At 65.9% G+C, this 25,233-nt stretch carries 18 protein-coding genes; 7 read left to right on the top strand and 11 right to left on the bottom strand.

Translation table 11 applies throughout. From position 1 onward, the window contains the following. Positions 1-12 precede the first annotated feature (12 nt). From ACQY4Y_RS21305 to ACQY4Y_RS21275, 7 genes are all read right to left on the bottom strand, one after another. Positions 13-1,044 carry a hypothetical protein gene (locus tag ACQY4Y_RS21305; RefSeq protein WP_428492575.1) on the bottom strand — a complete coding sequence of 344 codons (1,032 nt, stop codon included), beginning with the start codon at positions 1,042-1,044 and terminating at the stop codon, positions 13-15. A gap of 104 nt (positions 1,045-1,148) precedes the next feature. After that, positions 1,149-2,381 (bottom strand): ABC transporter substrate-binding protein, encoded by a 1,233-nt coding sequence (locus tag ACQY4Y_RS21300; protein ID WP_428492574.1) that lies wholly within the window; start codon positions 2,379-2,381, stop codon positions 1,149-1,151. 194 nt (positions 2,382-2,575) lie between these two features. Continuing rightward, positions 2,576-4,684: a 3-hydroxyacyl-CoA dehydrogenase NAD-binding domain-containing protein gene (locus tag ACQY4Y_RS21295; RefSeq protein ID WP_428492573.1), complete on the bottom strand. Its 2,109-nt coding sequence runs from the start codon at positions 4,682-4,684 to the stop codon at positions 2,576-2,578. 137 nt (positions 4,685-4,821) lie between these two features. Next, complete coding sequence (locus tag ACQY4Y_RS21290; RefSeq protein WP_428492572.1) at positions 4,822-6,480, bottom strand: isocitrate lyase; 1,659 nt, start codon at positions 6,478-6,480, stop codon at positions 4,822-4,824. 186 nt (positions 6,481-6,666) lie between these two features. Further along, a complete protein-coding gene (locus tag ACQY4Y_RS21285; RefSeq protein WP_428492571.1) occupies positions 6,667-7,086 on the bottom strand; it encodes an MAPEG family protein in 420 nt (139 codons plus the stop codon). 2 nt (positions 7,087-7,088) lie between these two features. Then, entirely contained in the window at positions 7,089-8,123 is a 1,035-nt protein-coding gene (locus tag ACQY4Y_RS21280) for an LLM class F420-dependent oxidoreductase (protein ID WP_428492570.1), read from the bottom strand. A gap of 2 nt (positions 8,124-8,125) precedes the next feature. After that, on the bottom strand, positions 8,126-9,079 hold the full coding sequence (locus tag ACQY4Y_RS21275; RefSeq protein WP_428492569.1) for a TIGR03619 family F420-dependent LLM class oxidoreductase: 954 nt from the start codon (positions 9,077-9,079) through the stop codon (positions 8,126-8,128). An 82-nt stretch (positions 9,080-9,161) separates the two neighbouring features. Here ACQY4Y_RS21275 and ACQY4Y_RS21270 point away from each other — a divergent pair, with 82 nt between their 5' ends. Both ACQY4Y_RS21270 and cofH read left to right on the top strand, forming a co-directional pair. After that, on the top strand, positions 9,162-10,118 hold the full coding sequence (locus tag ACQY4Y_RS21270) for a TIGR03619 family F420-dependent LLM class oxidoreductase (RefSeq protein WP_428492568.1): 957 nt from the start codon (positions 9,162-9,164) through the stop codon (positions 10,116-10,118). Continuing rightward, entirely contained in the window at positions 10,115-12,463 is a 2,349-nt protein-coding gene (gene cofH / locus ACQY4Y_RS21265) for a 5-amino-6-(D-ribitylamino)uracil--L-tyrosine 4-hydroxyphenyl transferase CofH (protein ID WP_428492567.1), read from the top strand. Before ACQY4Y_RS21270 ends, cofH begins: the two co-directional genes overlap by 4 nt. Before the next feature lie 44 nt (positions 12,464-12,507). On the opposite strand, the gene ACQY4Y_RS21260 is transcribed toward cofH, so the two are convergent. After that, on the bottom strand, positions 12,508-13,707 hold the full coding sequence (locus tag ACQY4Y_RS21260) for a pyridoxal-phosphate-dependent aminotransferase family protein (RefSeq protein ID WP_428492566.1): 1,200 nt from the start codon (positions 13,705-13,707) through the stop codon (positions 12,508-12,510). Between the two features lie 122 nt (positions 13,708-13,829). Between ACQY4Y_RS21260 and ACQY4Y_RS21255 the strand changes: the two genes are divergently transcribed. Together ACQY4Y_RS21255 and ACQY4Y_RS21250 are read left to right on the top strand one after the other, a co-directional pair. Then, positions 13,830-16,745, top strand: coding sequence for an FAD-binding and (Fe-S)-binding domain-containing protein (locus ACQY4Y_RS21255; RefSeq protein ID WP_428492565.1), 2,916 nt, complete (start codon positions 13,830-13,832; stop codon positions 16,743-16,745). Between the two features lie 123 nt (positions 16,746-16,868). Then, positions 16,869-17,288, top strand: coding sequence for a secondary thiamine-phosphate synthase enzyme YjbQ (locus ACQY4Y_RS21250; protein WP_428492564.1), 420 nt, complete (start codon positions 16,869-16,871; stop codon positions 17,286-17,288). A gap of 156 nt (positions 17,289-17,444) precedes the next feature. Here ACQY4Y_RS21250 and ACQY4Y_RS21245 read toward each other — a convergent pair whose 3' ends face one another. Beyond that, entirely contained in the window at positions 17,445-18,131 is a 687-nt protein-coding gene (locus ACQY4Y_RS21245; RefSeq protein ID WP_428492563.1) for a glutathione S-transferase family protein, read from the bottom strand. A 188-nt stretch (positions 18,132-18,319) separates the two neighbouring features. On the opposite strand from ACQY4Y_RS21245, the gene ACQY4Y_RS21240 reads away from it, so the two are divergent. Together ACQY4Y_RS21240 and selD are read left to right on the top strand one after the other, a co-directional pair. After that, the gene (locus ACQY4Y_RS21240; RefSeq protein WP_428492562.1) at positions 18,320-19,831 is read left to right on the top strand and encodes an oligosaccharide flippase family protein; all 1,512 of its coding nucleotides are present in this window, start codon (positions 18,320-18,322) and stop codon (positions 19,829-19,831) included. Positions 19,832-19,912: 81 nt separating this feature from the next. Continuing rightward, positions 19,913-22,024: a selenide, water dikinase SelD gene (selD, locus tag ACQY4Y_RS21235; RefSeq protein ID WP_428492561.1), complete on the top strand. Its 2,112-nt coding sequence runs from the start codon at positions 19,913-19,915 to the stop codon at positions 22,022-22,024. A gap of 13 nt (positions 22,025-22,037) precedes the next feature. Here selD and ACQY4Y_RS21230 read toward each other — a convergent pair whose 3' ends face one another. Then, a complete protein-coding gene (locus ACQY4Y_RS21230; protein WP_428492560.1) occupies positions 22,038-22,625 on the bottom strand; it encodes a Uma2 family endonuclease in 588 nt (195 codons plus the stop codon). A 226-nt stretch (positions 22,626-22,851) separates the two neighbouring features. On the opposite strand from ACQY4Y_RS21230, the gene ACQY4Y_RS21225 reads away from it, so the two are divergent. After that, positions 22,852-23,928: a tartrate dehydrogenase gene (locus ACQY4Y_RS21225; protein WP_428492559.1), complete on the top strand. Its 1,077-nt coding sequence runs from the start codon at positions 22,852-22,854 to the stop codon at positions 23,926-23,928. 35 nt (positions 23,929-23,963) lie between these two features. Here the strand turns inward: ACQY4Y_RS21225 and ACQY4Y_RS21220 are convergent, their stop codons facing one another. Next, positions 23,964-25,166, bottom strand: a complete 1,203-nt coding sequence (locus ACQY4Y_RS21220; RefSeq protein WP_428492558.1) for a CaiB/BaiF CoA transferase family protein — start codon at positions 25,164-25,166, stop codon at positions 23,964-23,966. Positions 25,167-25,233: the final 67 nt, after the last annotated feature.

Here is a 25,233-nt window from a genome sequence, read left to right as displayed (position 1 = left end):
GTGGCGCGGACTCTAAACTTGATGCGCTATGGTAGTGTCGATCACCTGCAGGCTGACCAGGTTGGAGACGTAGCGGCCGCCGGCCTGATCGCCGGGGACGACGAGGCGCAAGGCACCGTCGCTGCCGTTCGGTCCCAACTGGCCGTTGCTGTCGGCATAGGCCACCAGATCTTGCTGGTTGCCGAAGTTCGGGGCGATTTCGCCCAGCGAGATCACCGCGCGGTATCCGTCGCTGCCGGTCGCCACCACGGCAAAACCGAGCAGGTCGTTCTTGACCGCTGGGTCGGTGAGCAGGCCGGCGCCCTGGATCAGGGTCCATAGCGATACGCCGGTGTAGGTGTCGGTGGTGGATGCGGAGCCGGCAAGATAAGTCGCGGTCTCGGTGGTGGCGTTGTATAGTTGGGATAAGGTTTCAGGTGTGACGATCGTCGGGTCGGCCACCGCGCCCGACAGCGTGGCCTGCGGCGAGGTGCCCCCTGCCCCGCCCCCTGGCCCGCCCCCTGGCCCGCTGGGACCGGGTTCGGGCAGGCCGGCGACCTGCAGGCTGACCAGGTCCGACACGTAGCGGCCGCCGGCGAGATCGCCAGGGACCACCATGCGGGCCAGTCCGTCGCTGGCGTGCGGCCCGAGTTGTCCGGCGGCGTCGGCGTAGGCGACGAGGACCGGCTGGTTGCCGAACATCGGATCGATTTCGCCCAATGAGAACGTGGCCTGGTAGCCGTCGGCGCCGGTGGCGATCACATACTTGGTCAGGATGTCGTTCTTCGCCATGCTGGTGCTGACGCCACCGGCGTCGGCGAGCAGGTTCCACAACGTGGTTCCGGTGTAGCTGTCGCTGACCGGCACCCCGGCGGCCTGATAGGTGACGCTTTCCGTGGTGACCGGCGTCGTTGCGGGAAGATTATAGATCCCCGGATCGGTGACCTGGCCGGAAATCAATAATGGCGAGAATGGATAGTTGAAACCGGCGAAGATGCCGGCCGCGTCATTTTCGAGGTCGTAGATAGTGGGCAGGAGATCCTGACCAATCGAATATTGTTGCATGGTTCCGCCCCGGCTGCATTTGCGTTATTCCTTGACGACTATAGCCCAAGGGATCGCGGGGGCAACGCGGCGGACGCTGAACTTTCCGTGGCGGGGTCGGCGATTCAGCTTTGGGCGAGTTTGCAGCCGCCTTGGTCGAGCGGACGGAACGCCTCGTCGCCGGGAACGGTGCGCTTGAGGGTGTAGTAGTCCCATGGCTGCCTGGACTGTTGCGGCGACTTGACCTCGAACAGGTACATATTGTGGATGGCGCGTCCGTCCTTGCGGACCCAGCCTTTGCCGAACAGCGGATCGTCGGTCGGGGTGGCCTTCATCCGCTCGATCACGGCGCGGCCGCTCGCCTTGGCGTTTTCCGCGCCGATCGCGAGGCAGGCCTTCAGGTAGTGGGTCACCGCCGAGTATTGGCCCGCGTGCACCGACCCCGGAACGTTTCCCGGCATCAGCACGGCGAACCGTTTGGCGAAGGCGCGGGTGCCGTCGTTCATGTTCCAGTAGAACGGTTCGGTCAGCAGCACGCCCTGTGCCGATGCCAGACCGACGCCGTGGACGTCGTGGATCAGGAACAGCAGGCCGGCGATCTTCTGGCCGCCCTTCTGGATGCCGAACTCGGCGGACTGCTTGATGCAGTTCACCGTGTCGCTGCCGCCGTTGGCGAAGCCGATGACCTTGGCGCCGCTGGCTTGCGCCTGCACCAGGTAGGAGGAGAAATCGGTAGTGCCGGGAAACGGCGCCGCGGCTTGACCCAGCACCTTGCCGCCGGCGGTGGTGACGAAGTTGGCGGCGTCGGTTTCCAGCGAGTGGCCGAAGGCATAGTCGGCGGTGATGAAGAACCACGAATTGCCGCCCTCTTTCACTGTCGCGTCGACCACGGCGTGCGGCATCGACCAGGTGTCATAGGTCCAGTGCAGGTGATTGGGTCCGCAATGCTTGCCGGTGATCTCGGCCGAGGCAGCGCCGTTGAAGATCGCCGCCTTGTTCTTTGCCTTGACCATGTCGCTGATGGCGAACGCCGCTGACGACAGCGGTACGTCGGTGATCAGGTCGACCCCCTGGTTGTCCAGCCAATCGCCGGCGATGCCGACCGCGACGTCGGGCTTCAACTGCAAGTCGGCGGAGACCAGTTCGACCTTGAGGTCGGGGTGCTGCCGGGCGAAATCCTCGATCGCGAGGCGGGCTCCGACGACGGAGCCTTGGCCGGTGTTGGCGGCGTAGGCGCCAACCATGTCGGTGAGCACGCCGATGCGGATTGGCCGACCTTGGGCGCGTGCGATGCGTGGCAGGGTGGTGGCGGCGAGGCCGCCGGCAAGCAGGCCGCGGCGCGGTATCGATCGGTTCATTCGTTGCCTCCCGGTTTTATTGCGGGCAGCGTGGTTCGGAACGCTGGATTAGGCAAGCGGCCGGTGCGGGGGTTGTCACCGGCCAGGCTCTGTCAGATTGACCAACGGATCGGTGTATGATTCGATACAACAATGATTTGAAGGTGTAGTATGAGCGTCAAGTTCGTGCCTGGGGCGCGCTTGCGCCGACCCTGTCAAGCGAACGGAGCGGGTTTGGCTTCGCGCAACGGGGTTTTGGTTTGGGCCAGATCACGCAGCAGGCCCGATGGCGCCCAACGGTCGCCGTATTGCTGGTGCCAGGCGGCGATCTGATTATAGACGTCGCGGACGCCGATGCCGTCGGCCCAGTACATCAGGCCGCCACGGTAACGCGGGAAGCCGAAACCGTGCAGCCACATCACGTCGATGTCGCTGGGTCGGTAGGCCTTGCCTTCCTCGAGGATGCGGCAGGCTTCGTTGACCGACGAGAACAACAGGCGCCGCAGGATTTCGCTGTCGGTGAAGGCCTTTTGCGGGACCCCCATTTCGGCGGCCAATGACTTGATGACGGCGGCGACGTCGGGATCGGGATGTGGGGTGCGGTCGCCGGTTTCGTAGCGATACCAGCCGGCGCCGGTCTTCTGGCCGTAGCGGCCCATTTCCACCAACTTGTCGGCGATCGGCAGTTTCCGGTAATTCGGGTTGGTCGCCGCGCGTCGTTTCCGGCCTTCGGCGCCGATATCGAGCCCGGCCAGGTCGCCGACCGCGAACGGTCCCATCGGGTAGCCGAAATCGACCATCACCCGGTCAACCTGCTCCGGCAGGCAGCCTTCCTCCAGCAGGATGACCATTTCGCTGTTGAATGGCGCGCGCGAGCGGTTGGCGACAAAACCATCGGTGTTGCCGGCCATGGCCGAAATCTTGCCGATCCTGCGGCCCAGCGCCATCGCCGTCATCAGCGTCTCGGGCGAGGCTTTTGACGGGCGCACGACCTCGAGCAGCTTCATCACGTTGGCGGGCGAGAAGAAATGCGTGCCGGCGATGCGATCCGGGCGTTTGGTGACCGCTGCCAGTTCGTCCATGTCGAGCGCGGAGGTGTTGGAGAACAGGAACGCGTTCGGCGGCATCACTGCGTCGAGCTTGGCGAATATGGGTTGCTTGACGTCCATTCGTTCGAACACGGCTTCCACCACGACGTCGCAGTCGCTGATGTGCTGATAGCTGGCGACCGGATGGATGCGTGCCAGGCGGCGTTGCATTTCGTCTTCCGCCAGGCTGCCGCGCTTGACCGAGGTGGCATAGTTATTTCGGATGCGTTGCATACCGCGATCCAGGGCTTCCTGGTTGGCATCCATGATTTTCACGTCGTAGCCGAAATCGGCGAACGCCATGGCGATGCCGCCGCCCATGGTGCCGGCGCCGATGACGGCCGGGTTGGCGACGTCGTGGGCGGCGGTGGTGGCGGGCAGGTCGGGCAGTTTGGCGACCTCGCGTTCGGCGAAGAAGGCGTAGCGCAGCGCCTTGGCCTCGTCGGAGGTTTCCAGTTCGGCAAAAAGTTGGGCCTCGCGTTGGATGCCGTCGTCGAAGGGTCTGGTGCAGGCGGCTTCGACGGCGTCTATACAGTAATAGGGCGCTTTTTGGTTGCGCGCCTTGTGGGCGATGGATTTGCGCATGGCGCCGAAGATGGCCGGGTCGGCGCTGACGGTCTTGTCGCGGACCCTGGGCAGCGGGCGGGTGGCGGCGATGCTGCGGGCGTAGGCGACCGCCGCGGCACGCAGGCTGCCGCCGTCAGGGGCGATCTCGTCGATGATACCCAGCCTGGCGGCTTCGGGGGCGGGAACGTGGCGGCCGGTGGTGATCAGTTCGAGCGCGGTTTGTGCGCCGACCAGTCGCGGCAGGCGCTGTGTGCCGCCGCCGCCCGGCAGGATGCCGATCAGCACTTCCGGCAGGCCGACCTTGGCGGACGTCACGGCGATGCGGTAGTGGCAAGCCATGGCATTTTCCAGCCCGCCGCCGAGGGCGAAGCCGTGGATCGCGGCGACCACCGGCTTGGGGCTGGCGTCGAGCACGTCGTAGGTGCGCTGGCCGATCGGGGCACGCTTGCGCCCCGTCCCGAAGCCGCGGATGTCGGCCCCCGCGATGAAGCTGCGGCCGTCACCGATCAGCACCATGGCTTTCAGCGATGGGTCGGCGTTGGTGGTGTTGAGGTTGTCGATGATGCCTTCGGAGACGCCGGGGCCGAGCGCGTTGACGGGCGGGTAGTTGACGATGATGACGCCGATTTCGCCGTCTTTTTCCAGGCGGACGACGGGGGAGTCTGGCATGGGGCGGTTCCTCTCGCGGATGCGCTCGAGGATAGGCGGGGTTGGTTGCGGCGTATAGGTTTTGCCGGCCGGGTGAGCTGAAACGGACGGCCGGGGGCGATATGCCCCTGGCCGTTCCAAGGCAACGGAACGATCGGCTAGCCGAACTGGTGCATCGTGTTGTGCGTGCCACCGGCCTTCAGCGCGGCCTCACCAGCGAAGTACTCCTTGTGGTCGTCGCCAATGTCGGAACCCGCCATGTTCTGGTGCCGCACGCAGGCGACGCCCTGGCGGATTTCCTGACGCTGCACGTTGAGCACGTAGCCCAGCATGCCCTGGGTTCCAAAATACTCCCGTGAAAGATTGTCCGCCGCCAATGCCTCAGTGTGGTAGGTCGGCAGCGTGATCAGGTGGTGGAAGATGCCGGACCGCTTCGCCGCGTCCGCCTGGAAGGTGCGGATGCGTTCGTCGGCTTCGGCGGCCAGCTTGGTGGCGTCGTAATCCACGCTCATGAGCTTCGCGCGGTCGTAGGCGGAGACGTCCTTGCCGTCGGCTTTCCAGGCGTCGAACACCTGCTGGCGGAAACTCAACGTCCAGTTGAACGATGGCGAATTGTTGTAGGCCAGCTTGGCGGTCGGGAACACCGCTCGGATTCTGTCCATCATGCTGGCGATCTGCTCGACATGCGGCTTCTCGGTTTCGATCCACAGCAGATCGGCGCCATTGCGCAGCGAGGTGATTCCGTCCAGCACGCAGCGATCGGCGCCGGTCCCGGGGCGGAACTGGAACAGGTTGCTTGGCAGCCGCTTCGGCCGCATCAGCTTGCCGTCGCGGTTGATGATGACATCGCCGTTACGGGCGTTGTCGGCGGTGATTTCCTCGCAGTCCAGGAAGGCGTTGTACTGGTCGCCCAGATCACCCGGTGTGTGGCTGACGGCGATTTGCTTGGTCAGGCCGGCGCCCAGTGAATCGGTGCGGGTGACGATGACGCCGTCATCCACGCCGAGTTCCAGGAAGGCGTAGCGGATGGCGCGGATTTTCGCCACGAAGTCCTCGTGCGGGACGGTGACCTTGCCGTCTTGGTGGCCGCACTGCTTTTCGTCGGACACCTGATTTTCGATCTGCAGCGCACAGGCGCCGGCCTCGATCATTTTCTTGGCCAGCAGATAGGTCGCCTCGGCGTTGCCGAAGCCGGCGTCGATGTCGGCGATGATCGGCACGACGTGACTTTGGTAATTTTCCACGCGGTTCAGCAGCTCGGTTTCCTTGGCGCTGTCGCCAGCGGCGCGGGCGGCATCGACCTCGCGGAACAGGTTGCCGAGTTCGCGGGCATCGGCCTGCTTCAGGAACGTGTAAATTTCCTGGATCAACGCCGGCACCGAGGTCTTTTCGTGCATCGACTGGTCCGGGAGGGGACCGAATTCGGAGCGCAGCGCGGCGACCATCCAGCCGGACAGATAGATGTAGCGGCGCTTGGTAGTGCCGAAATGCTTCTTCACCGCGATCATCTGCTGCTGGGCGACAAACCCGTGCCAGGCGCCCAGCGACTGGGTGTAGGTGGTCGGATCCGCGTCATAGGCCGCCATGTCCTGGCGCATGATCCCGGCGGTATAGCGGGCGATATCCAGCCCGGTCTGAAAACGGTTCTGCAGCCGCATACGAGCGACGGATTCGGCATTGATGCCGTCCCAGGTGCCCTTCTTGGCTTCGATCAGTTCAGCCACCCGAGCGGTGTGATCCTGATAGCTGGAACGGCCGCCGCGCAGCGCCGACGCGCCACCAGCCAGACCATCGGGAGAGTAATTCGACGTATCCATCGCAAATGTTCCTTCGCACTGAGCCGCCTTGTGGGCGCTGGCCGCATCTATGATGCTGCAGTTGCGAAGTCACTGCGCAAACCGGTGTCCCGGGCTGAAATTTGTCAAGAAATTACAGAAAGAGTTTACAGCCTGAAAACCGCGAACCCGCCCGGCCCAAGCTATCAATGCAGGCCATCTAAACTATCAATGCAAGCCATAAGGTACGCTGAGACAGCGCAACAGCAGCGTCATTGCCGCAACCAGCAGCACCGCCAGCGTCGCCACAGCCGGTAGTCCGCGGAAGATGTACTGCTGCATCGAGTTTACCGGCGCCAGCATCCCGAACGGATGCATCAGGCGGGCGATCACCAGTATGATCAGCAGTGTCGTGATCAGATAGAGGTTGCTGCGCATCATCTCCAGAAGTGCGATGAGGATCAGTATCATCGGGACGTATTCGGTGAAGTTTGCATGGGCGCGCATTCTGCGGCCAAGCGCTTCTTGCCGGCCGTCGCCGTGCAGCACGCCGGTGTGCAGCCGAGTCGCCACCACCCACACCGACAGAGCCGCCAGGATCAGGCCCAGGATGGCGGCATAGGTGGCCGTGACCAAGGGAAACGCCATGGCTACAGCACCGCCTCGGCCACCACGCGCAGAACGTCGATGCTGGAACCCTTCAGCACCATGGTCCCGAGGTGGCCCGCTTTCGCCACGTCCTTCCACGCGGCCAGCCGATCCCTGATCCGCTCCGCCGGTCCGCATAGCGAAATCGCGTCGATCAGCGCGTCCGGCACCGCCGCGGCGGCCTCGTTCTTCTTGCCGTCGAGATACAATTGCTGAATGGTTTTCGCCTCGCCGGGAAAACCCATCTGGGTGATCATGTCGTTGTAGAAATTTTTTGTCCGGGCGCCCATCCCGCCGATATACAGCGCAAGTTCGGGGCGGATGGCGTCGCGGCAGGCCGCGACGTCCGGTCCCAGCTTGGCGCGGACGAAGGGCGCAGTGTCAAAGCCTTGCATGGTCTTGCCGACTTTGCGCCGCCCTTCCAGCGTCGGGCCTGTCACCACGTCAGGAGCGTCGGGGGAAAAGAAGATCGGCAGGTTGCCGTCGGCGACTTCGCCAGCCATGCGCAGGCCGGCCGGGGTGATCGATGCGGTGTAGAACGGCACGTCCGGATCACCGTGCGCGATGCTGCGCAGAGGCCGGCCGAGGCCGGAGGCACCGGGGCCGTCATAGGGGATGGAATACTGCTCGCCGTGGAACTCCAGCGGCTTTTCGCGCGCCAGTATCTGCTTGATGATGGCGATGTATTCCTTGGTGCGCTGCATCGGCTTGCCGAACGGCACGCCGTGCCAGCCCTCGATTACCTGCGGCCCGGACGGCCCGATGCCGCAGAGGAAGCGGTTGCCCGACAGCGCCTGCAGCGACAGCACGGTCATCGCGGCGCAGGCCGGGGTGCGGGCGGGCATCTGCATGATCCCGGTGCCGGCTTTGATCTTGCTGGTTCGCGCCAGAATCCAGGCCGCCGGAGACACCGCATCGGTGCTGTACGCTTCGCCGGTCCAAACCTGCGTGAATCCTAGCCGCTCGGCCTCCAGGATCATTTCCATGTCGAGTTTCGGATGCGGACCGGCCATGCCGATGGTGAGGCCGAGCTGCATGATCAGCGTACCTTGGCGATGACGTCGTCGCGGAAGCGACGCAGATTGCCGACCGTCGCCTCGGCATCGGCGCCGAACAGGCCGAAATCGAAGGCGGTGACGCCGACATCGCGCAGCGCCTTGATGTCGCCGGCGTAATCCACCGCGTCACCGGTGAACAGTTTGCGCTCGCCATCGACGCTGCCTTTCGGCTGTGCCTCGGGGTTGGAGGAAACGCGGTAGGCGAGCGATACGGCGGCCGGGTCGCGGCCTGCTTTCTCGGTCAGTCCGCGAAGCTTGGCGGCTCCGGCTTTGAAGCGGGTCAAGGTGTCCATCGGGAATTGCGGGTTGGTGCCGATCGGGTACCAGGCGTCGCCGTATTTCGCGGTGCGGCGCAGTGCCGGGCCGCTTTCACCACCGACCCAGATCGGGATTTTTCCCTGTGGCGGCTTGGGCGGAAACAGCACGTCCTTGAACTGGACGTACTTGCCGTTGAATTCTGGATTGTCCGCGGTCCACAATTCCTTGCAGACGGCCATGAATTCGTCGGTGACGGCGCCGCGTTCGGCGAATGGCAGCGTGCCGATGGCGATGAACTCCTCCTCGCACCAACCGGCGCCGATGCCCAGGGTCAGACGGCCCTTGGACAGAAAATCGATGCTCGCCAGGATCTTCGCAGTGAGCACGGCGGGACGATGCGGCACGACCATCACCGAGGTCACGATCCGCAGCTTCCTGGTCGCCGCGGCAATGAACGCGGCGGTGGTGAGTTGTTCCAGCCTGGGAGCTGCCGCGCCGGACGGGAATTCGCCGGAATCGGAGTATGGGTAGCGCGAGGCGATGCTGGTCGGGATCATCACATGGTCGCTGACGGTGACGTAGTCGAAGCCCAATTCCTCGGCCTCGGTGGCGATGCGAAGCAGGCTGTCGGGTTCGATCAACGGACCGCTGGTCGGGGCGCTGCAACCGATCTGCATGGGTTCCTCCTGCCTGGATTGCGATATCGGCGCCGATAGCACACGATCCGGCGGCAACAGGCAACGGGGAGCCGTTCCAATCATGGACTTCGGGATCCACATCGGCACGCGCGGATGTCTGACCACGCGGGACAACATCATGGCAGTGGCCTCGGGTGCCGAGGCGGCGGGTTACGCCATCATCGGCGTGGCCGACCACCTGATCGTGCCGGTCCACACCGACGTGCGCTATCCGTACACCGCTGACGGCATCTGGCCTGGCGCGCCCACGGGAGAATGTTTCGACGCCATCGCAACATTGACCTTCCTGGCCGGCTTTACCCAGCGGATCAGGCTGCTGACCTCGGTGCTGGTGGTGCCGTACCGGCCGGCGGTGCTGACCGCGAAGCTGTTGAGCACGGCGGATGTGCTGTCCGGCGGGCGGGTCATTGCCGGGATCGGATCCGGCTGGATGAAAGAGGAATTCGCCGCGCTCGATGCCCCGGCATTCGAACATCGCGGCGCCGTGACCGACGAATATGTCCGCGCCTGGAAATCGCTGTGGACCGACGAGCGGCCGGCGATGGACGGCAAGCACGTGCGGTTCGAAAACGTGGTGTTCCGGCCGAAGCCAACATCGCAACCGCATCCGCCGATCTGGGTCGGCGGCGAGAGCGCCCCTGCCCTGCGCCGAGCGGCACAGGTCGGCGACGGCTGGTATCCGGTGTCGAACAATGCGCAGATTCTGATGAACACGCCCGAGTTGCTGAAGGCTGGGATCGATCGCCTGCATCGGGCGGCGGAGAAGGCCGGACGCGACCCGGCATCGATCGACATCGCCTATGTCTGGTTCATGCCGCCGCGGTGGACCGCCAAGACCGGCGCCGACGGGCGGCGGCAGATGTTCACCGGCAGCGCCGGCGATATGTTGGCGGATGCCGCCGCCTTCGCCGCTGTTGGTGTCAAGCACTTGATCATCTATGCCCAGCAGCCCACCCTTCAGGCAACACTGGACGTCCAGCAGCGCTTTGCCGAGGACGTAGTACGGAAATCGACATGACCGACCTGACCTGGTTTGAAACCGCACCGCTGGCGGAGTTGATGGCGCAGGCGTCAGCCAAGCGCGACGCGGCGTTTGGACGAAATATCTCCTACTCGCGGAAGGTGTTCATTCCGCTGACCAAGCTGTGTCGTGACGTTTGTCACTACTGCACGTTCACGGAACGACCGAAGCACGGGCACTCGGTATATCTGTCAGCCGATGAGGTTCTGGCGATCGCCAGGGCGGGCGAAGCCGCCGGCTGCACCGAGGCACTGTTCACCCTGGGCGACAAGCCGGAGCTGCGCTATCGCGCAGCACGCGAGGCGCTGGCGGCGCTGGGACATGACACCACGATCAGCTATCTGCATGAGATGTGCGCGCTGGTGCTGAAACAGACCACGCTGCTGCCGCACGTCAACCCCGGTGTGATGTCGCGTGAGGAAATCGCAAGCCTGCGCGAAGTATCCGCCAGTCAGGGGATCATGCTGGAATCCACCAGCGAGCGCTTGTGCCAGCCGGGCGGCGTGCATTACGGCTCGCCCGACAAGCTGCCCGCGGTGCGGCTGGAAACGCTTCGCCTGGCCGGCGAATTGGCGGTGCCGTTCACCACCGGCATCCTGATCGGGATTGGTGAGACGCGTGCGGAACGGCTCGATGCACTGGTCGCGATTCGCGATTTGCATGCCGAGCATGGGCACATCCAGGAAGTGATCGTGCAGAATTTCCGCGCCAAGCCGGATACCAAGCTGGCGGGCGCGGACGAGCCAGATTTGGCCGACCTGCTTTGGACCATTGCCGCGGCGCGGCTGATCCTGCCGGCGGATGTGCACGTGCAGGCGCCGCCCAACCTGTCGCCGGGGGTCTATCAGCAGTTGATCGACGCCGGGATCGACGATTGGGGTGGCGTGTCGCCGGTGACGCCGGATCACGTCAATCCGGAGGCGCCGTGGCCGGAGCTTGCGGCGTTGGGCCTGCGTTCGGCGGAGATGGACAAGATCCTGGTCGCTCGGCTGCCGGTGTATCCGGCTTGGGCGGCGGACACCGGGCGCTGGCTGCACCCAAAGGTGGCGACGCGGGTGATGCAATCGGCGGATGCCGAAGGCTGGGCGCGGGATGATGCGTGGGCTCCAGGCCTGAATTTCGCGCCAAAACCGCTTGGGGTGATGCTGGCGAGGGTCGATGCTGCCGTGGACCGTATCATCAGTCGGGCCAACGCGGGTGAGCGGCTGCGGGAGGCGGAGATCGTGCGGCTGTTCGCGGCGCGCGATATGGATTATGAGCGTGTCGTTACGGCTGCCGACGAACTGCGCAAGGCGGTCAGCGGTGATACGGTGCGCTACATCGTCAACCGCAATATCAACTATACAAACATTTGTTACTACAAATGCAAGTTCTGTGCGTTCTCCAAAGGCAAGACGCACGAGGCCTTGCGTGGCACGCCGTATGACCTGGAAATGGCCGAGATCGTGCGCCGGTCGCAAGAGGCGTGGGACCGCGGGGCGACGGAAGTCTGCCTGCAGGGCGGCATCCATCCCGACTACACCGGAGACACCTACGTCGGCATCTGCAAGGCGATCAAGGCGGCGATCCCGGGGATGCACATCCATGCGTTCTCGCCGTTGGAGGTCACTCAGGGCGCCGCAACACTGGGTCTGTCGCTAACCGCGTTCCTGGCTCGGCTGAAGGACGCCGGGCTGGGCACGCTGCCGGGCACCGCGGCGGAGATTCTGGACGACGAAACCCGCGCCATCATCTGCCCGGACAAGATCAACACCCAACAATGGGTCGATGTGGCACGCGCCGCGCACGCGTTGGGACTGCGCACCACGTCCACCATCATGTATGGACACATCGAAACCGCCCTGAACTGGGCTCGGCATTTGCTAGTGCTGCGCGATCTGCAGGCGGAGACCGGAGGCTTTACCGAGTTCGTGCCGCTGCCGTTCGTGCATATGGAAGCGCCGATGTATCTGCGCGGCATGGCGCGCAAGGGGCCGACACTGCGCGAGGCGATCCTGATGCACGCGGTCGCCCGGCTGGTGCTGCATCCGCTGATCACCAACATCCAGACGTCTTGGGTGAAGATGGGTCCCGAGGGTGCGGCGATGTGCCTTGCCGCCGGTGCCAACGACATGGGCGGCACGCTGATGAACGAGAGTATCTCACGCGCCGCCGGAACCCAGCATGGTCAGGAATTCCCGCCCGAAGCGATGGAGCAACTGATCGGGTCGCTGGTGCGCAGCCCGGTGCAGCGCGATACGCTGTACCGCCCTGTCGGCAATGAGCGGCGCGTGGTCTCGTTCAGTGCCGCGGAGCTGGTGCCGGTCGTGCAGACACCGCCGCGGAAGGTGATGGCGGGATAGGCTCGCCGCGCGGTGGATTCGAAAACAGGTCGTTGCCAGACTGCTCAGGCGTTGCCGGACAGATAGTCGATCGCCGCCTGCACGCCGCCGGGGCCGTGCGGCACGCCGGCCGCACGCAGGCCCATCTCGACGCCACCCAGCGTGCCGATAAGCTGCAGGTCGCCGAAATCGCCCAGATGGCCGATGCGGAATACCTGGTCCTTGAGGATACCCAGCCCGTTGCCGAGGCTCATGTTGTAGCGAGCCAGGATGGTGGCGCGCAGGGCGTCGGCGCTGTGGCCTTCGGGCATGCGCACGGCGGTGAGGGAGGACGAATAGTGCCTGGGGTCGGCGCACTGGATTTCCAGCCCCCAGGCGCGCACCGCGCGGCGGGTGGCCTCGGCGTGGCGGTCGTGGCGGGCAAAGACGTTGGCGAGGCCTTCGTCGAGCAGCATGTCGATGGCCTCGTTCAGGCCGTACAGCAGGTTGGTTCCTGGCGTGTAGGGGAAATACCCGGTCTTGTTGGCCTCCAGCATCGGGCGCCAGTCCCAGTAGCTGCGCGGCAGCCCAGCGGTTTCGGCGGCGGCCAACGCCTTGGCGCTGATCGCGTTGAACGACAGGCCGGGCGGTAGCATCAGGCCCTTCTGCGATCCCGCCACGGTGACATCGACGCCCCACTCGTCATGGCGGTAGTCGATCGAGGCCAGCGACGAGATGGTGTCCACCAACAGCAACGCCGGATGAGCGGCGGCATCGATCGCGGCCCTGACCTCATCGATGCGCGAGGTGCAGCCGGTGGACGTTTCATTGTGCACGACGCAGACCGCCTTGACGCGATGCGCGGAGTCGGCCTTCAACGCGTCCGCCAGGGCAGCGACGTCGGCGCCGCGGCGCCAGTCGGTGTCGAGGAACATCGGATCGAGCTGCAGGCGTTCGGCCATTTCTTTCCATAGATGGGCGAACCAGCCGGTGCGGCACATCAGCACTGTGTCGCCGGGAGAAAGGGTGTTGGTCAGCGCCGCTTCCCAGGCACCGGTGCCGGACGCGGGGTAGACGATCACCGGCCCGGAGGTCTGGAAGATCGCTCGCAGGTTGTCCAGCAGTTCGAGACCGAGCGTGCCGAACTCGGGACCGCGGTGATCCATGGTCGGGCGGTCGATGGCTCGCAGCACGCGGTCCGGCACGTTGGTCGGGCCAGGGATCTGCAGAAAATGACGGCCTGCAACGTGCCCGGTTGCGGGCGATTGGTGGCGCGAGCCGGACATCATCGGTGCTCCTGTGACAGCGCCGCCAGCTTGCGGGGGTTCGCCGGCTTTGCCAATGGTGCGGGTGGGATTAGCATGGCGGCGATGAATGGTGCCCTGCCCCGCGGTTCGATCGGCCTCGCATGAGTGCTAATCTTGCCGAGTCGGTGATGCCCGACAATGCGGCGTTTGCCATGCGGCTGGCCCGCAACATCAAGGGCGAGGTGCTGTTCGACCGCGCCAGCCGCGGCCGCTACAGCACCGATGCGTCGATCTATCAGGTCGATCCGGTCGGCGTGATCGTGCCAGAGACGATCGACGACGTGGTCGCCGCGATGTCGATCGCGCGCGACGAGGGCGTGGCGGTGCTGCCGCGCGGCGGGGGCACCAGCCAATGCGGCCAGACGGTCAACCGGGCGCTGGTGATCGATTGTTCCAAGCGTCTGCGCCGGGTGCTGCATGTCGATGCCGAGGCGCGCACCGCCTTGGTCGAGCCGGGGCTGGTGCTGGGGCATCTCAACAACGCCTTGCGGGCGCAGAAACTGTTCTTTCCGGTCGATCCTTCGACCCACGCGCGGTGTACCATCGGCGGCATGGCGGGCAACAACTCGTGCGGGTCGAAGTCGATTCGCTACGGGCTGATGGCGGACAATGTGCGCTCGATCGAGGCGGTGCTGTCGGATGGCACGCAGCACCGCTTTGGGGCCATTGGGGATAATCTCGGCGAGCGAATGCCGGCCACCGTGGCCGACCTGATCCAGCGCCTGCGGGTGCTGGGGGCGTCAGAGGCGGATGAGATCGCGGCGCGGTTTCCGCGCCAGTTGCGCCGCGTCGGCGGCTACAACATCGATGCGCTGACGCCGGCGGCTCGGGGGTCGGGTCGCGACAATCTGGCCAGGCTGCTGGTCGGGTCGGAGGGCACGCTGGCATTCTCGGCGGCGATCGAGCTGATGCTGCACCCGATCAAGCCGCGCAAGGTGCTGGGAATCTGCCAGTTCCCGACGTTCCGCAAGGCGATGGAGGCATCGCGGCACATCGTGGCGCTGGAGCCCGAGGCGGTCGAGCTGGTCGATCGCACGATGATCGATCTGGGCCGTGGCATACCGATCTATCGCGCCACGATTGATCAGATGCTGCTGGGCGAGCCCAACAGCCTGCTGATCGTCGAGTTCCACGGCGATGCGGACGCCCCGTTATTGGCCAAGCTGGCCGAGCTTGAGGAGTTGATGGGAGAGCTTGGTCATCCGGGGGTGGTTCGCGCCGTCGATCCGGCGTTGCAGGCCGATATCGCGGCGGTGCGCGAGGCTGGGCTGAATATCATGATGTCGATGAAGGGCGACGCCAAGCCGGTGTCCTTCATCGAGGACTGCGCGGTCGATCTGGACGACCTCGCCGACTACACCGAACGGCTGAACGAGGTGTTCGAGCGGCACGGCACCAAGGGCACGTGGTATGCGCACGCCTCGGTCGGCTGCCTGCATGTGCGCCCGGTGCTCAACATGAAGGACCCGAACGACGTGGCGCGGATGCGTTCGGTGGCCGAGGAAGCGTTCGCGCTGGTGCGGGAGTACAAGGGTTCGCATAGCGGCGAGCACGGTGACGGCCTGGCGCGCAGCGAGTTCCACGATTCGATGTTCGGTTCGCGCATGGTGCGCGCGTTCGAGGCGGTGAAGGACGCGTTCGACCCGATCGGGCTGATGAACCCGAACCGCATCACCCAGCCGGCGCGGATGGATGATCGTACGCTGTTCCGCTACAGCCCGGGCTACGGCACGATCAGCGACTTTATCCCGAAGCTGGATTGGTCGGAACATCCGGGCGCGCTGGGCGGCATGCTGGGCGCGGTGGAGATGTGCAACAACAACGGCACCTGCCGCGGGTTCGATGCTGGCGTGATGTGCCCCAGCTATCGGGTGACGCGGGACGAGGTGCATCTGACGCGGGGGCGCGCGAACACGCTACGACTGGCGCTGACCGGGCAGCTTGGCGCCGATGCGATGGCCTCGGATCCGATGGCCGAGGCGATGGCGCTGTGCGTGTCGTGCAAGGCGTGCAAGCGGGAATGCCCGACCGGGGTCGATATGGCGAAGATGAAGCTCGAGGTGTCGGCGGCGCGGGCCGACCGGCACGGAGTGAAGTGGCGGGAGACGCTGATCGCCGAACTGCCTCGGTACGCGCCGCTTGTTTCGCAATTGTCGATGGTCGCCAATCTGCGCAATCACCTGCCGCCATTGCGCTGGCTGACCGAGCGGGTTTTGGGGCTGTCGGCGACGCGGCGGCTGCCCAGGTGGCGGGCGGACAAGTTCCTGGACAAGGAGGCGGTCGCCGTCACCGCGGCGTCGCCGCGCGGCGAGGTCTACCTGCTGGCCGATACCTTCAACCGGTATTTCGAGCCGGAGAACCTGCGTGCGGCGTTGAAGCTGCTGGCCGCCGCCGGATATCGGGTGGTTATGCCGAACACCGGCGGGCGACCGTTGTGCTGCGGACGGACCTGGCTGGCGGTCGGCATGCTGGACAAGGCCCGCGAGGAAGCCGCCAGGACGATGCGTTATCTGCCGCTTGATCTGCCGATCGTCGGCCTGGAGCCATCGTGCCTGATGACGCTGCGGGATGAATTCCGCTCACTGCTGCCGGGGGCTGAGACGGATCGGTTCGCCCTGCGCGCCTTGCTGCTGAGCGAGTTCATCGCGCGCCAGAAGCCCGCGCTGCCGCTGCGGCCAATGCCCGGCACCGTGCGGGTGCATGGACATTGCCACCAGAAGGCGTTCGGGGCCTTCCCCGACGCATTGGCGATGCTGCGGCTGATCCCGAAGCTGTCCGCCTTGCCGATCGCGTCTTCCTGCTGCGGCATGGCCGGGGCGTTCGGTTATCAGGCGGAGACCCAAGCGGCATCCAGGGCGATGGCCGAGGCCGATCTGCTGCCGGCGGTGCGGGCGGCGGCCGCGCATCATTATATCGTCGCTGACGGGACGTCGTGCCGACACCAGATTCGCGATCTGGCGGGGCGCGAGGCGATCCATTCGGTGCGGCTGATGGAGCGGGCGCTGGAAGCCGGTTAGTGGTGCCGTGTCCAACGTGACCGCCCAGCGAACAGCCGGCGCTTATATCGCCCACGTCCTGAAAGCAGCCGTGCCGGGCGTTACGTGCGGTTGGGAATGGCTTGCGGACATGAGGGCGGCGGCATGAAACAGGCGATCCACACGCTTCGCGTCAGCACCACCGGCGCGGCGCTTTACGACGTCACGCAGCCGATCCGCCACTGGGTGGGACAGCAGGGGATCGACATGGGCCTGCTTACGGTGTGGTGTCGTCATACGTCCGCTTCGTTGATCGTGCAGGAAAACGCCGATCCGGACGTGCGGGCCGATCTACTGGACTTCTTCCGCCGCGTGGTGCCGGAAGCGGGCCGGTATCGCCACGACGCCGAGGGTCCGGATGATATGCCCGCCCATATCAAGGCCGCGCTGACGCAAACCACGTTATCGATTCCCGTTCGTCAAGCAGCGCCGACATTGGGTACCTGGCAGGCGATCTACCTATTCGAGCACCGAACCCAGCACCAGGACCGCCGCCTGGACCTGCATGTCATCGGTGCGACGTGATGGTGTTCGGGTACAGGCGAACGCCTTGCGGGCATGGCGGTTGATCGCCGCGGTCGAATGGATCTGGAACCAACTCAATTTTCCAAGGCGTGAACCGAATGTGGCACGGGCAGGCCTCGCGCCAACCGGCTGGCTTCCGCGGTTGCCCGACGGCGTTCATGCCCGTTTGGCCGAATGGCCCAGGCCGCCATACAGGTCCAGTATCCGATGCAGCCATTCGGCAACGGGATCGTTATCCTGAAGTAACTCGAAGCGACTGGCGCAGCGCGGCCACATCAGCGTTCCCGCGACGATATGATCGGCATAGCTTGGCGACGCGCCGCCCAGCCATTTTTGCCGGCGCAGCACCAGCCGGATCGGCAACAGCGAGTCGCGGAACGCCGCCAGACGATCCTCTCGGCCCGCTTGGACGTGTTCCAGGGTATCGCCGAACCGGGCCTCCCGGCTGGAACGGAAGTAGTCGCGGTCCTTCGGGTGGATGACCGCCATGAGGTCATGCACAATGAAGCGGGCGATGCCTCCGACCAGCACCGCGTCGCACCAGGAATTCACGAACAGGGCATGGGCCCGGCCGGTGTCACCGCCGAACAGCGTCGGCGTGGGATATCGGTCTTCCAGGTATTCGGCGATCGCCCAACTGTCATGGACGATTTTGCCATCGTCCTGGATCACCGGCACCTTGGCCTGACCGGAGAACGCGAGCGCGTCGGTTTCCGTGAAGCGCCATGGCACGGTTTCAACCGGTAGACCTTTGTGCGCCAGGGCGAAGCGAGTGCGCCAGCAGTAGGGACTGAAGCGAATGTCCGGATCTTCGCCGGCGAGGTCATTCAGCACGATGCTCATGCCGCATCTTGGCCGCGGGACCCCGGTTCGTCCAGATCGGTCATGACAGATCGATCATCACCGGGGCTGTCGATCCATGGCCCACGGATTGGACGGCCGGACCTGGACCCAACGCAGCGTTCGAACTGACATGGTCGGAACGTTCGGATTTGCTGTGCGTATCCGGGTCGATATGATAACAAACCTCGGTGTCCGAGCTGCATTCCCCCGACAGTCTGCTGATCCGCACCGCCAGGGGTGCCGGCTGGGTGATGGCCTGGCGGCTGGGGGTACGATTGCTCGGCCTGTGCAGCACCCTGGTGCTGGTCCGGCTGATCCGGCCGGCGGATTTTGGCATCATCGCCCTGGCCAGCAGCTTCAGCCAGACCATCGACGGCATGCTGACGCTGGGCACCGAGGAAGCAGTGATCCGAGAACGCTCGCCCGGACGCAGCTTCTATGACACCGCGTTCACGCTGAACCTGCTGCGCGGATTGTCGGTGGCGGCCCTGGTGGCCGCGCTGGCCTATCCGGCGGCCGGGTTTTTCGCCGATCCACGTCTTGGCCCGGTGCTGCTGTTCGTCGCCTGCCTGCCTTTGCTGGATGGATTGTCGAACATCGGCACTGTCGATTTTCGCCGCGATCTGGCTTTCCACAATGAATTCGCGATCATGGTGCTGCCGAAGCTGTGCGGCATCGTCACCGCGATAACAGCGGCGGTGCTGCTGCGGTCCTATGTGGCGATGCTGCTGGGGATGGGCGTCAACCAGACCATGCGCGTGGTCATGGGCTATGTGATGCATCCGTTCCGCCCGGGTCTGTCGCTGAAGGCGTGGCGAGGGCTGGCCGGCTACTCGTCGTGGACCTGGCTGCTCAGCATCGCGGTGCTGATCCGTGACCGCAGCGACTCGCTGCTGCTGGGACGGCTAATGAACACGGCGTCGGTGGGGTTCTATTCGGTTGGAGCCGAGATCGCCGCGCTGCCGACGACGGAACTGATCGAGCCGCTGGGCCGGGCCGCGTTCGCCGGCTTCTCCGCTGGGCGGCAGCAGAAACTGGCGGTGGGGGAAACCTTTCTCAGGCTGATCGGATCGGCCGCGCTGGTGACGTTGCCGGCCGGCGTTGGCCTGTCGCTGGTGGCAGCGCCCTTGGTCGGCCTGGCGTTCGGGCCGGGCTGGGAGCAGGCGGTGCCGGTGCTGCGCATCCTGGCGCTGAGCTTCACCATCATGGTTTTTGGGCATCTCAGTCTGCACCTGCTGAGTGCGCATGCGCTGCTGGGGCGCCTGGTCGGGATCACCTTGGCGGGTGCCGGGGTGCGGGTGGCGCTGCTGGCGCTGCTGATCCCGCGGTTCGGCCTGACCGGCGCGGCCGCCGCCGCCGCGGTGGCGGTGGTGGTGGAGCAGGCACTGACATTGGCGACCGCGATGCGGCGCTTCGACGTCGGCGCGGCGGCGATGGCGCAACGGATCTGGCGCCCGATGATGGCTGCCTCGGCGATGGCGGCGGTTCTGGCGGCCAGCGGTTCGGAATGGTCAGATCGACCCGTCGCCCTCGGGTTGGTCATGGCGATTTCGGCCGGGGCGGCGATCTATGCCGCGGTGCTGCTGGCGCTGTGGTCCGTGGTCGGGCGGCCGGACGGCGCTGAGGCCGACGTGCTGAGACTGCTGCGGCGCTGCGCGCATCGACCGGTGTCCGGTCGAAGCGATCGTCGGCACCAATAGGCATCTTGAACGATCGACCAGGTTTGGTCGCGGCCCATTCGCGGTGCGGGACGACTCGCCGCAAGCCGGCTAAAGTAGGTCATGCAAGCGTCCCGTCCGATCGAGACCGATATCGTGCTGCTGGGTGCCGGGCATGCCCATGTCGAGGTGCTCCGCCGATTTGCCATCCGCCCGGAGCCCGGTGTGCGCCTGACGCTGATTGGGCGAGAGCCACAGACGCCGTATTCGGGGATGCTGCCTGGCCTGATCCGGGGGGATTATTCGCACCAGGCGGCGCATATCGACCTCGCGCCGCTGGCGGCGATGGCGGGTGCGAGGCTGATCCTGGCCGAGGCGACCGGCGTCGATCCGGACGCGGGCGCGATCACCGTCCTGGGCCGGCCGGAGATCGCTTTCGACCTGTTGTCGATCGATGTCGGCGGCGCGCCGGTGGTGCCGGCGGCGAGCGGGATCGGGGTGAAGCCGATTGGATCGTTCCTCGACCGATTGTACCGGCTGGAGTCGGAGCTTGCCCCCGGTGCCCGGATCGCGGTCGTCGGCGGCGGCCCGGGCGGCGTGGAACTGGCCTTGGCTCTAGCGGCGCGGTTCGCCGGGCATTTCCGCCTGTTGCTGGTATCGGCCACGCCCGAGCCGCTGACGGTCGCCCCCGTCACGGCTCGGCGCGTGGTGCGGCAGGCGCTGGTGGAGGCTGGCGTCGAACTGGTTTCAGGCGTCACCGCCAGCGGCCTGGACGCCGGCCACCTGTTGCTGTCGGACGGTAGTTTTGTCGAGGTCGCGACCGCACTGTGGGCGACCGGGGTGGAGGGACCGGCATGGCTCGCCGAGTCCGGCCTCGCCTGCGATCGTTCGGGCTGCGTCCGGGTCACTCCGGCGCTGCGCAGCGTCAGCCATGCGCACATCTTCGCCGCCGGCGATTGCGCGGCGGTGGAAGGCGACCCCAGGCCGAAGGCAGGGGTCTGGGCGGTGCGGGCGGGGCCGCCGCTGGCGGACAATCTGCGGCGGGCGGCCAACGGATCGACGTTGAAGGCATGGAAACCGCAACGCGACGCGCTGGCGATCCTTGGTCTGGGGCATGGCCGCGCGGTCGGCTGGCGCAACGGCGTAGCGGTTCAAGGACGGAAAGTCTGGTGGCTGAAGGACCGCATCGACCGCCGCTGGATGCGGATGTATACCGAGATGCGGATGGCTCCGGATCCCGACGCGTCGATGCGCTGCGGCGGGTGTGGCGCCAAGGTCAGTGCCGAGGTGCTGGCCGGGGCACTCGCGACATTGCCGGCGGGCGACAATCCGGACCTGCTGCCGACGCTGGACGACGCCGCGGTGCTGAAGCCGCCGCTGGGCAAGCTACTGGTTCAATCGGTCGATCACTTTCGCGCCTTTCTGGACGATCCGTTCGTGTTCGGCCAGATCGCCGCCGCGCACGCGCTTTCAGATTTGTATGCCATGGCGGCGCAGCCATGGACTGCGCTGGCGATCGCGTCGGTGCCTTATGCCGCATCGCGCAAGATGGGCGCTGAACTATCGGCAATGCTGCAGGGTGCCAGCGAGATTCTTCGGGCGGATGGCTGCGCCCTGGTCGGTGGTCATAGCGCCGAGGCGTCTGAGACGGCGCTTGGCTTCTCGGTCACCGGGCTGGTGGATTCCGGCAGAGTGCTGCGCAAGGCGGGCCTGCAACCGGGTGATCAGTTGATCCTGACCAAACCGTTGGGCACCGGGATCGTGCTGGCGGGGCATATGCGCGGCAACGTGCGAGCGCCGTGGCTGATCGCGGCGATCGATCAGATGCGAACCACCAACGCCGGCGCGGCGCGGATCGCGATGGCACATCGGCCCAGGGCCGGTACTGATGTGACCGGTTTTGGACTGGCCGGACATCTGCAGGAGATGCTGGGGGCGTCAGGGGTCGGCGCGGTGCTGCGGCTGGAGGCAATTCCGGCGCTACCCGGAGCACGCGCACTGGCGGCGCATGGTATCGAGAGCACGTTGGCGGCGGATAACCGGCGCCTGCTAGGCGATGCGCCGGGCACCGAATTGCTGGTCGACCCGCAAACCTCGGGCGGATTGTTGCTCGGTCTCCCGCCGAGCCGAGCGGGGGGGTGCCTGGAGGCGTTGCTGGATGGTGGACTGACCGCGGCGATCGTTGGTGAGGTGGAACCCGCCCGTCAGGGGGAGCGGCGGATCAGGCTGGAATAATGCGCCGCTGACCCTACCGGGACAGGCCGGAGGTGCGGTACAGGTCCGCGACCGCGGTCCGAAAGCCGATACTGGACAGGTCCAGCAGGCCGGGCGGCGTCACCAGTACGGCGGCGTCGGGCCAATTGCCGTCCGCATCGCGACGCAACAACTCGACCTCCATGCGGGTGCTGCGGACCGCGAGGATCTCTCGCACACTGGGGATCGTGCAATAGGCCCAGATGTTGGTTCGGGTCTTGGCCTCGTTTGACGGCGACAAGATCTCCACCAGCAGCACCGGGTCCGGCAGCATGACCTCGCCCGACGGCGGAGCGCAGGTCACACTAAGGTCGGGGACGCGGAAGTTCTCGTTGGCGCGAACCCTTGGGACAATGCCGGGGGCATCCACCACCCTGCATCGACTTCCCATTCCGACAAGATGGTTGCCTAGAAGGCGGACCAGTTCCGCCTGTATGGACCCATGCACATCGGCCGCCGGCGCCATCAGCACCGGGTCACCATCAATGAGTTGCCAGCGCCGGCCGGTGACATCGTTGGAGTCCCATACCAGGAACTCATCGACCGTCATTCGGGCGGGCAGGCGTTTGCGGATTGCGGCCATGCTCCAGCCTCTATCATGGCGGGACGCGGCTCGCCACGGATGGGTTCCTGTCGGCTTGGTGCGATCACCGACACGCGCTAATGTCGCCAGCTTGAAGTTCGCCGTGGCGTCCGGACCTTTTTTTGGCGTCACTCATTGTTCTCAGTGGCCTGCCCGTCTGATCCGTCTGCCGGATGATGACGAACAGCACACCGGGAACGACGCCGTCCGCGGCCAGGAGCGCAGCATGACACGCAGCTACCGGATTGCCTCTGTTCCCGCCGACGGCATCGGGCCGGAAGTGATCGACGCCGGGTTGGAAGTGCTGGAAGCGGTCGCTTCGCGCGATGGCGGGTTCAAGCTGGTGGTGGACCATTATGGCTGGGGCTCCGACTGGTATCGCAAGCACGGCGTATTCATGCCGCCGGACGGTCTCGCATGGCTGCGAACCGCCGATGCGATCTATTTCGGCGCAGTCGGCGATCCCGATATTCCGGACCACGTCTCGCTGTGGGGCTTGCGGCTGCAGATCTGCCAGGGGTTCGACCAGTACGCCAATGTGCGTCCAACACGGATCCTGCCCGGCGTCACCTCACCGCTGCGCGATGTGGGCCCGGGCGACCTCGATTGGGTGATCGTGCGGGAAAACTCCGAGGGCGAGTATGCCGGCCAGGGCGGCCGGACGCATCGCGGTTTGCCCGAAGAGGTCGCCACCGAGACCGCGATCTTCACTCGGCGCGGGGTCGAGCGGATCATGCGTTTCGCATTCGATATCGCCCGGTCACGGCCGCGCAAGCATCTGACGGTGGTGACGAAGTCGAACGCGCAGCGCCACGGGATGGTGTTCTGGGATGAGATCGCCGGACTGGTGTCGCACGACTACCGGGACGTGAGTTGGGACAAGGAGCTGGTCGATGCGATGACGATGCGGATGGTGCGCAAGCCGCAGACCATCGATACCGTGGTCGCGACCAACCTGCACGCGGACATCCTGTCGGATCTGGCGGCGGCGCTGGCGGGGTCGCTTGGCATCGCGCCGACCGGGAACATCGATCCGGAGCGGCGGGCTCCGTCGATGTTCGAGCCGATCCACGGCAGCGCCTTCGACATTACCGGCAAGGGTATCGCCAATCCGGTGGCGACGTTCTGGACCGGGGCGATGATGCTGGAACATCTGGGTGAGAAACCGGCCGCCGACCTGTTGATGCGGGCGGTGGAGCAGGTTTGCGCCGCCGGGACCCTGTCGCCCGACCTGGGCGGGACGGCGACCACCAAGGAAGTGACGAAGGCGGTGGTTGAGGCGCTGCGGGGGATGAACCGATAGCGATCCGGTTTGGGGTCAGGACGATGGTCATTTACTCAGGCGACGATGCCGTCGCGCTTCAACGCGACGATCTCGGCCTCGGTCCGGCCCAGCGTTAGCAGCACCGCATCGGTGTCGGCGCCCGCGACCGCCGGGAGCGCGGTTGGACCTGGGGCTGAGCCGTTCAGCCGGAACGGCAATCCAGGCAGCGTCATTGCCGGCCCCTGCCCGGCTGCGACCTCGCGCCACACGCCACGCGCCGCGGTGTGCGGATCGGCGACCGCCTCGGGGATGGTGCGCACCCGACCGGCCGGGACATCGGCCGCCATCAAGACCGCCTCCCACGCTGCCGCCGACTTGGCTGCAAACGTGGCGGCAAGTTCAAGGCGCAAGGCATCGGCCTGGGTCAGCCGCGAGGCTCGATCGGCGAAGCGGGGGTCGGTCAGCAAATCCTCGCGCTCGATCGCGGCGCACAGCCGCCGATACTGCGGCTCGAAGTTTGCGGCCAGCGCGAGTTTGCCGTCGGCGGTGTCGAACACGCCCGAGGACGGGCTGCCGCTGGCCGGGATGTTGCCCTCGGGACGCGGTGTCACGCCGGCGTTCAGATGCGCCGAGATCGCCGAACTCATCAGCGCCTGGGCGCAGTCCCACATCGATAGGTCGACGCGCTGGAAACCGCCATCCGCGGCGCGCTGTGCCAGTGCCGCCATGACTGCGAAGGCAGCGTACGCCCCGGTCGCATAGTCCACCACGGGCGGGCCAACCCGGAGCGGTGCGGCGTCCTTGGTGCCGGTGACCGACATCAGCCCCGACGTCGCCTGGATGATGTGGTCGAACGCCGGCCATGGCGCGAACGGTCCGACCTGGCCGAAACCGCTGATCGAGGCGAACACCAGCCTCGGGTTCAGCACCTGCAGCGCGCGCTGGTCGAAACCCAGACGCGACAGGGTGCCGGGGGTCAGGTTCTCGACGAACACGTCGGCGCCGCGTAGCAGGTCGCGCAGGATCGCCGCACCCGCCGGGGTGCGGATATCCAGCCCGAGCATGCGCTTGCCGGCCGCCTGGGCGGCGAAGCCGGCGGCCAATCCGGCGTCGCGTGCCGGACCGGGCGGTCCCTGGGTGCGGGACCACTCGCCGCCGGGCAGTTCGACCTTGATGACCTCGGCCCCGAGCAGGCCCAGCAGATAGGTGCAGTAAGGGCCGGCGAAGACCTGGGTGAGGTCGATGATGCGCAGGCCGCTCAGCGGACCGGACGACATGGCAGGTGGACCCTCCGCGATTTCATTCCGCGCAGTGCAGAGTAGGCGGTTTGCCCGGAGCGTTCAA

Origin of the sequence: Rhodopila sp., from assembly GCF_965277165.1 — a bacterium.
Taxonomy (GTDB): domain Bacteria; phylum Pseudomonadota; class Alphaproteobacteria; order Acetobacterales; family Acetobacteraceae; genus Rhodopila.
The sequence above is the reverse complement of the archived record's forward strand: the minus strand, read 5'-3'. Positions and strand labels throughout refer to the sequence as shown.

Coding starts and splice junctions, on each gene's coding strand:
- ACQY4Y_RS21305 (WP_428492575.1), bottom strand. CDS start 1,044: ATGCAACAATATTCGATTGGTCAGGATCTCCTGCCCACTATCTACGAC.
- ACQY4Y_RS21300 (WP_428492574.1), bottom strand. CDS start 2,381: ATGAACCGATCGATACCGCGCCGCGGCCTGCTTGCCGGCGGCCTCGCC.
- ACQY4Y_RS21295 (WP_428492573.1), bottom strand. CDS start 4,684: ATGCCAGACTCCCCCGTCGTCCGCCTGGAAAAAGACGGCGAAATCGGC.
- ACQY4Y_RS21290 (WP_428492572.1), bottom strand. CDS start 6,480: ATGGATACGTCGAATTACTCTCCCGATGGTCTGGCTGGTGGCGCGTCG.
- ACQY4Y_RS21285 (WP_428492571.1), bottom strand. CDS start 7,086: ATGGCGTTTCCCTTGGTCACGGCCACCTATGCCGCCATCCTGGGCCTG.
- ACQY4Y_RS21280 (WP_428492570.1), bottom strand. CDS start 8,123: ATGCAGCTCGGCCTCACCATCGGCATGGCCGGTCCGCATCCGAAACTC.
- ACQY4Y_RS21275 (WP_428492569.1), bottom strand. CDS start 9,079: ATGCAGATCGGTTGCAGCGCCCCGACCAGCGGTCCGTTGATCGAACCC.
- ACQY4Y_RS21270 (WP_428492568.1), top strand. CDS start 9,162: ATGGACTTCGGGATCCACATCGGCACGCGCGGATGTCTGACCACGCGG.
- cofH (WP_428492567.1), top strand. CDS start 10,115: ATGACCGACCTGACCTGGTTTGAAACCGCACCGCTGGCGGAGTTGATG.
- ACQY4Y_RS21260 (WP_428492566.1), bottom strand. CDS start 13,707: ATGTCCGGCTCGCGCCACCAATCGCCCGCAACCGGGCACGTTGCAGGC.
- ACQY4Y_RS21255 (WP_428492565.1), top strand. CDS start 13,830: ATGAGTGCTAATCTTGCCGAGTCGGTGATGCCCGACAATGCGGCGTTT.
- ACQY4Y_RS21250 (WP_428492564.1), top strand. CDS start 16,869: ATGAAACAGGCGATCCACACGCTTCGCGTCAGCACCACCGGCGCGGCG.
- ACQY4Y_RS21245 (WP_428492563.1), bottom strand. CDS start 18,131: ATGAGCATCGTGCTGAATGACCTCGCCGGCGAAGATCCGGACATTCGC.
- selD (WP_428492561.1), top strand. CDS start 19,913: ATGCAAGCGTCCCGTCCGATCGAGACCGATATCGTGCTGCTGGGTGCC.
- ACQY4Y_RS21230 (WP_428492560.1), bottom strand. CDS start 22,625: ATGGCCGCAATCCGCAAACGCCTGCCCGCCCGAATGACGGTCGATGAG.
- ACQY4Y_RS21225 (WP_428492559.1), top strand. CDS start 22,852: ATGACACGCAGCTACCGGATTGCCTCTGTTCCCGCCGACGGCATCGGG.
- ACQY4Y_RS21220 (WP_428492558.1), bottom strand. CDS start 25,166: ATGTCGTCCGGTCCGCTGAGCGGCCTGCGCATCATCGACCTCACCCAG.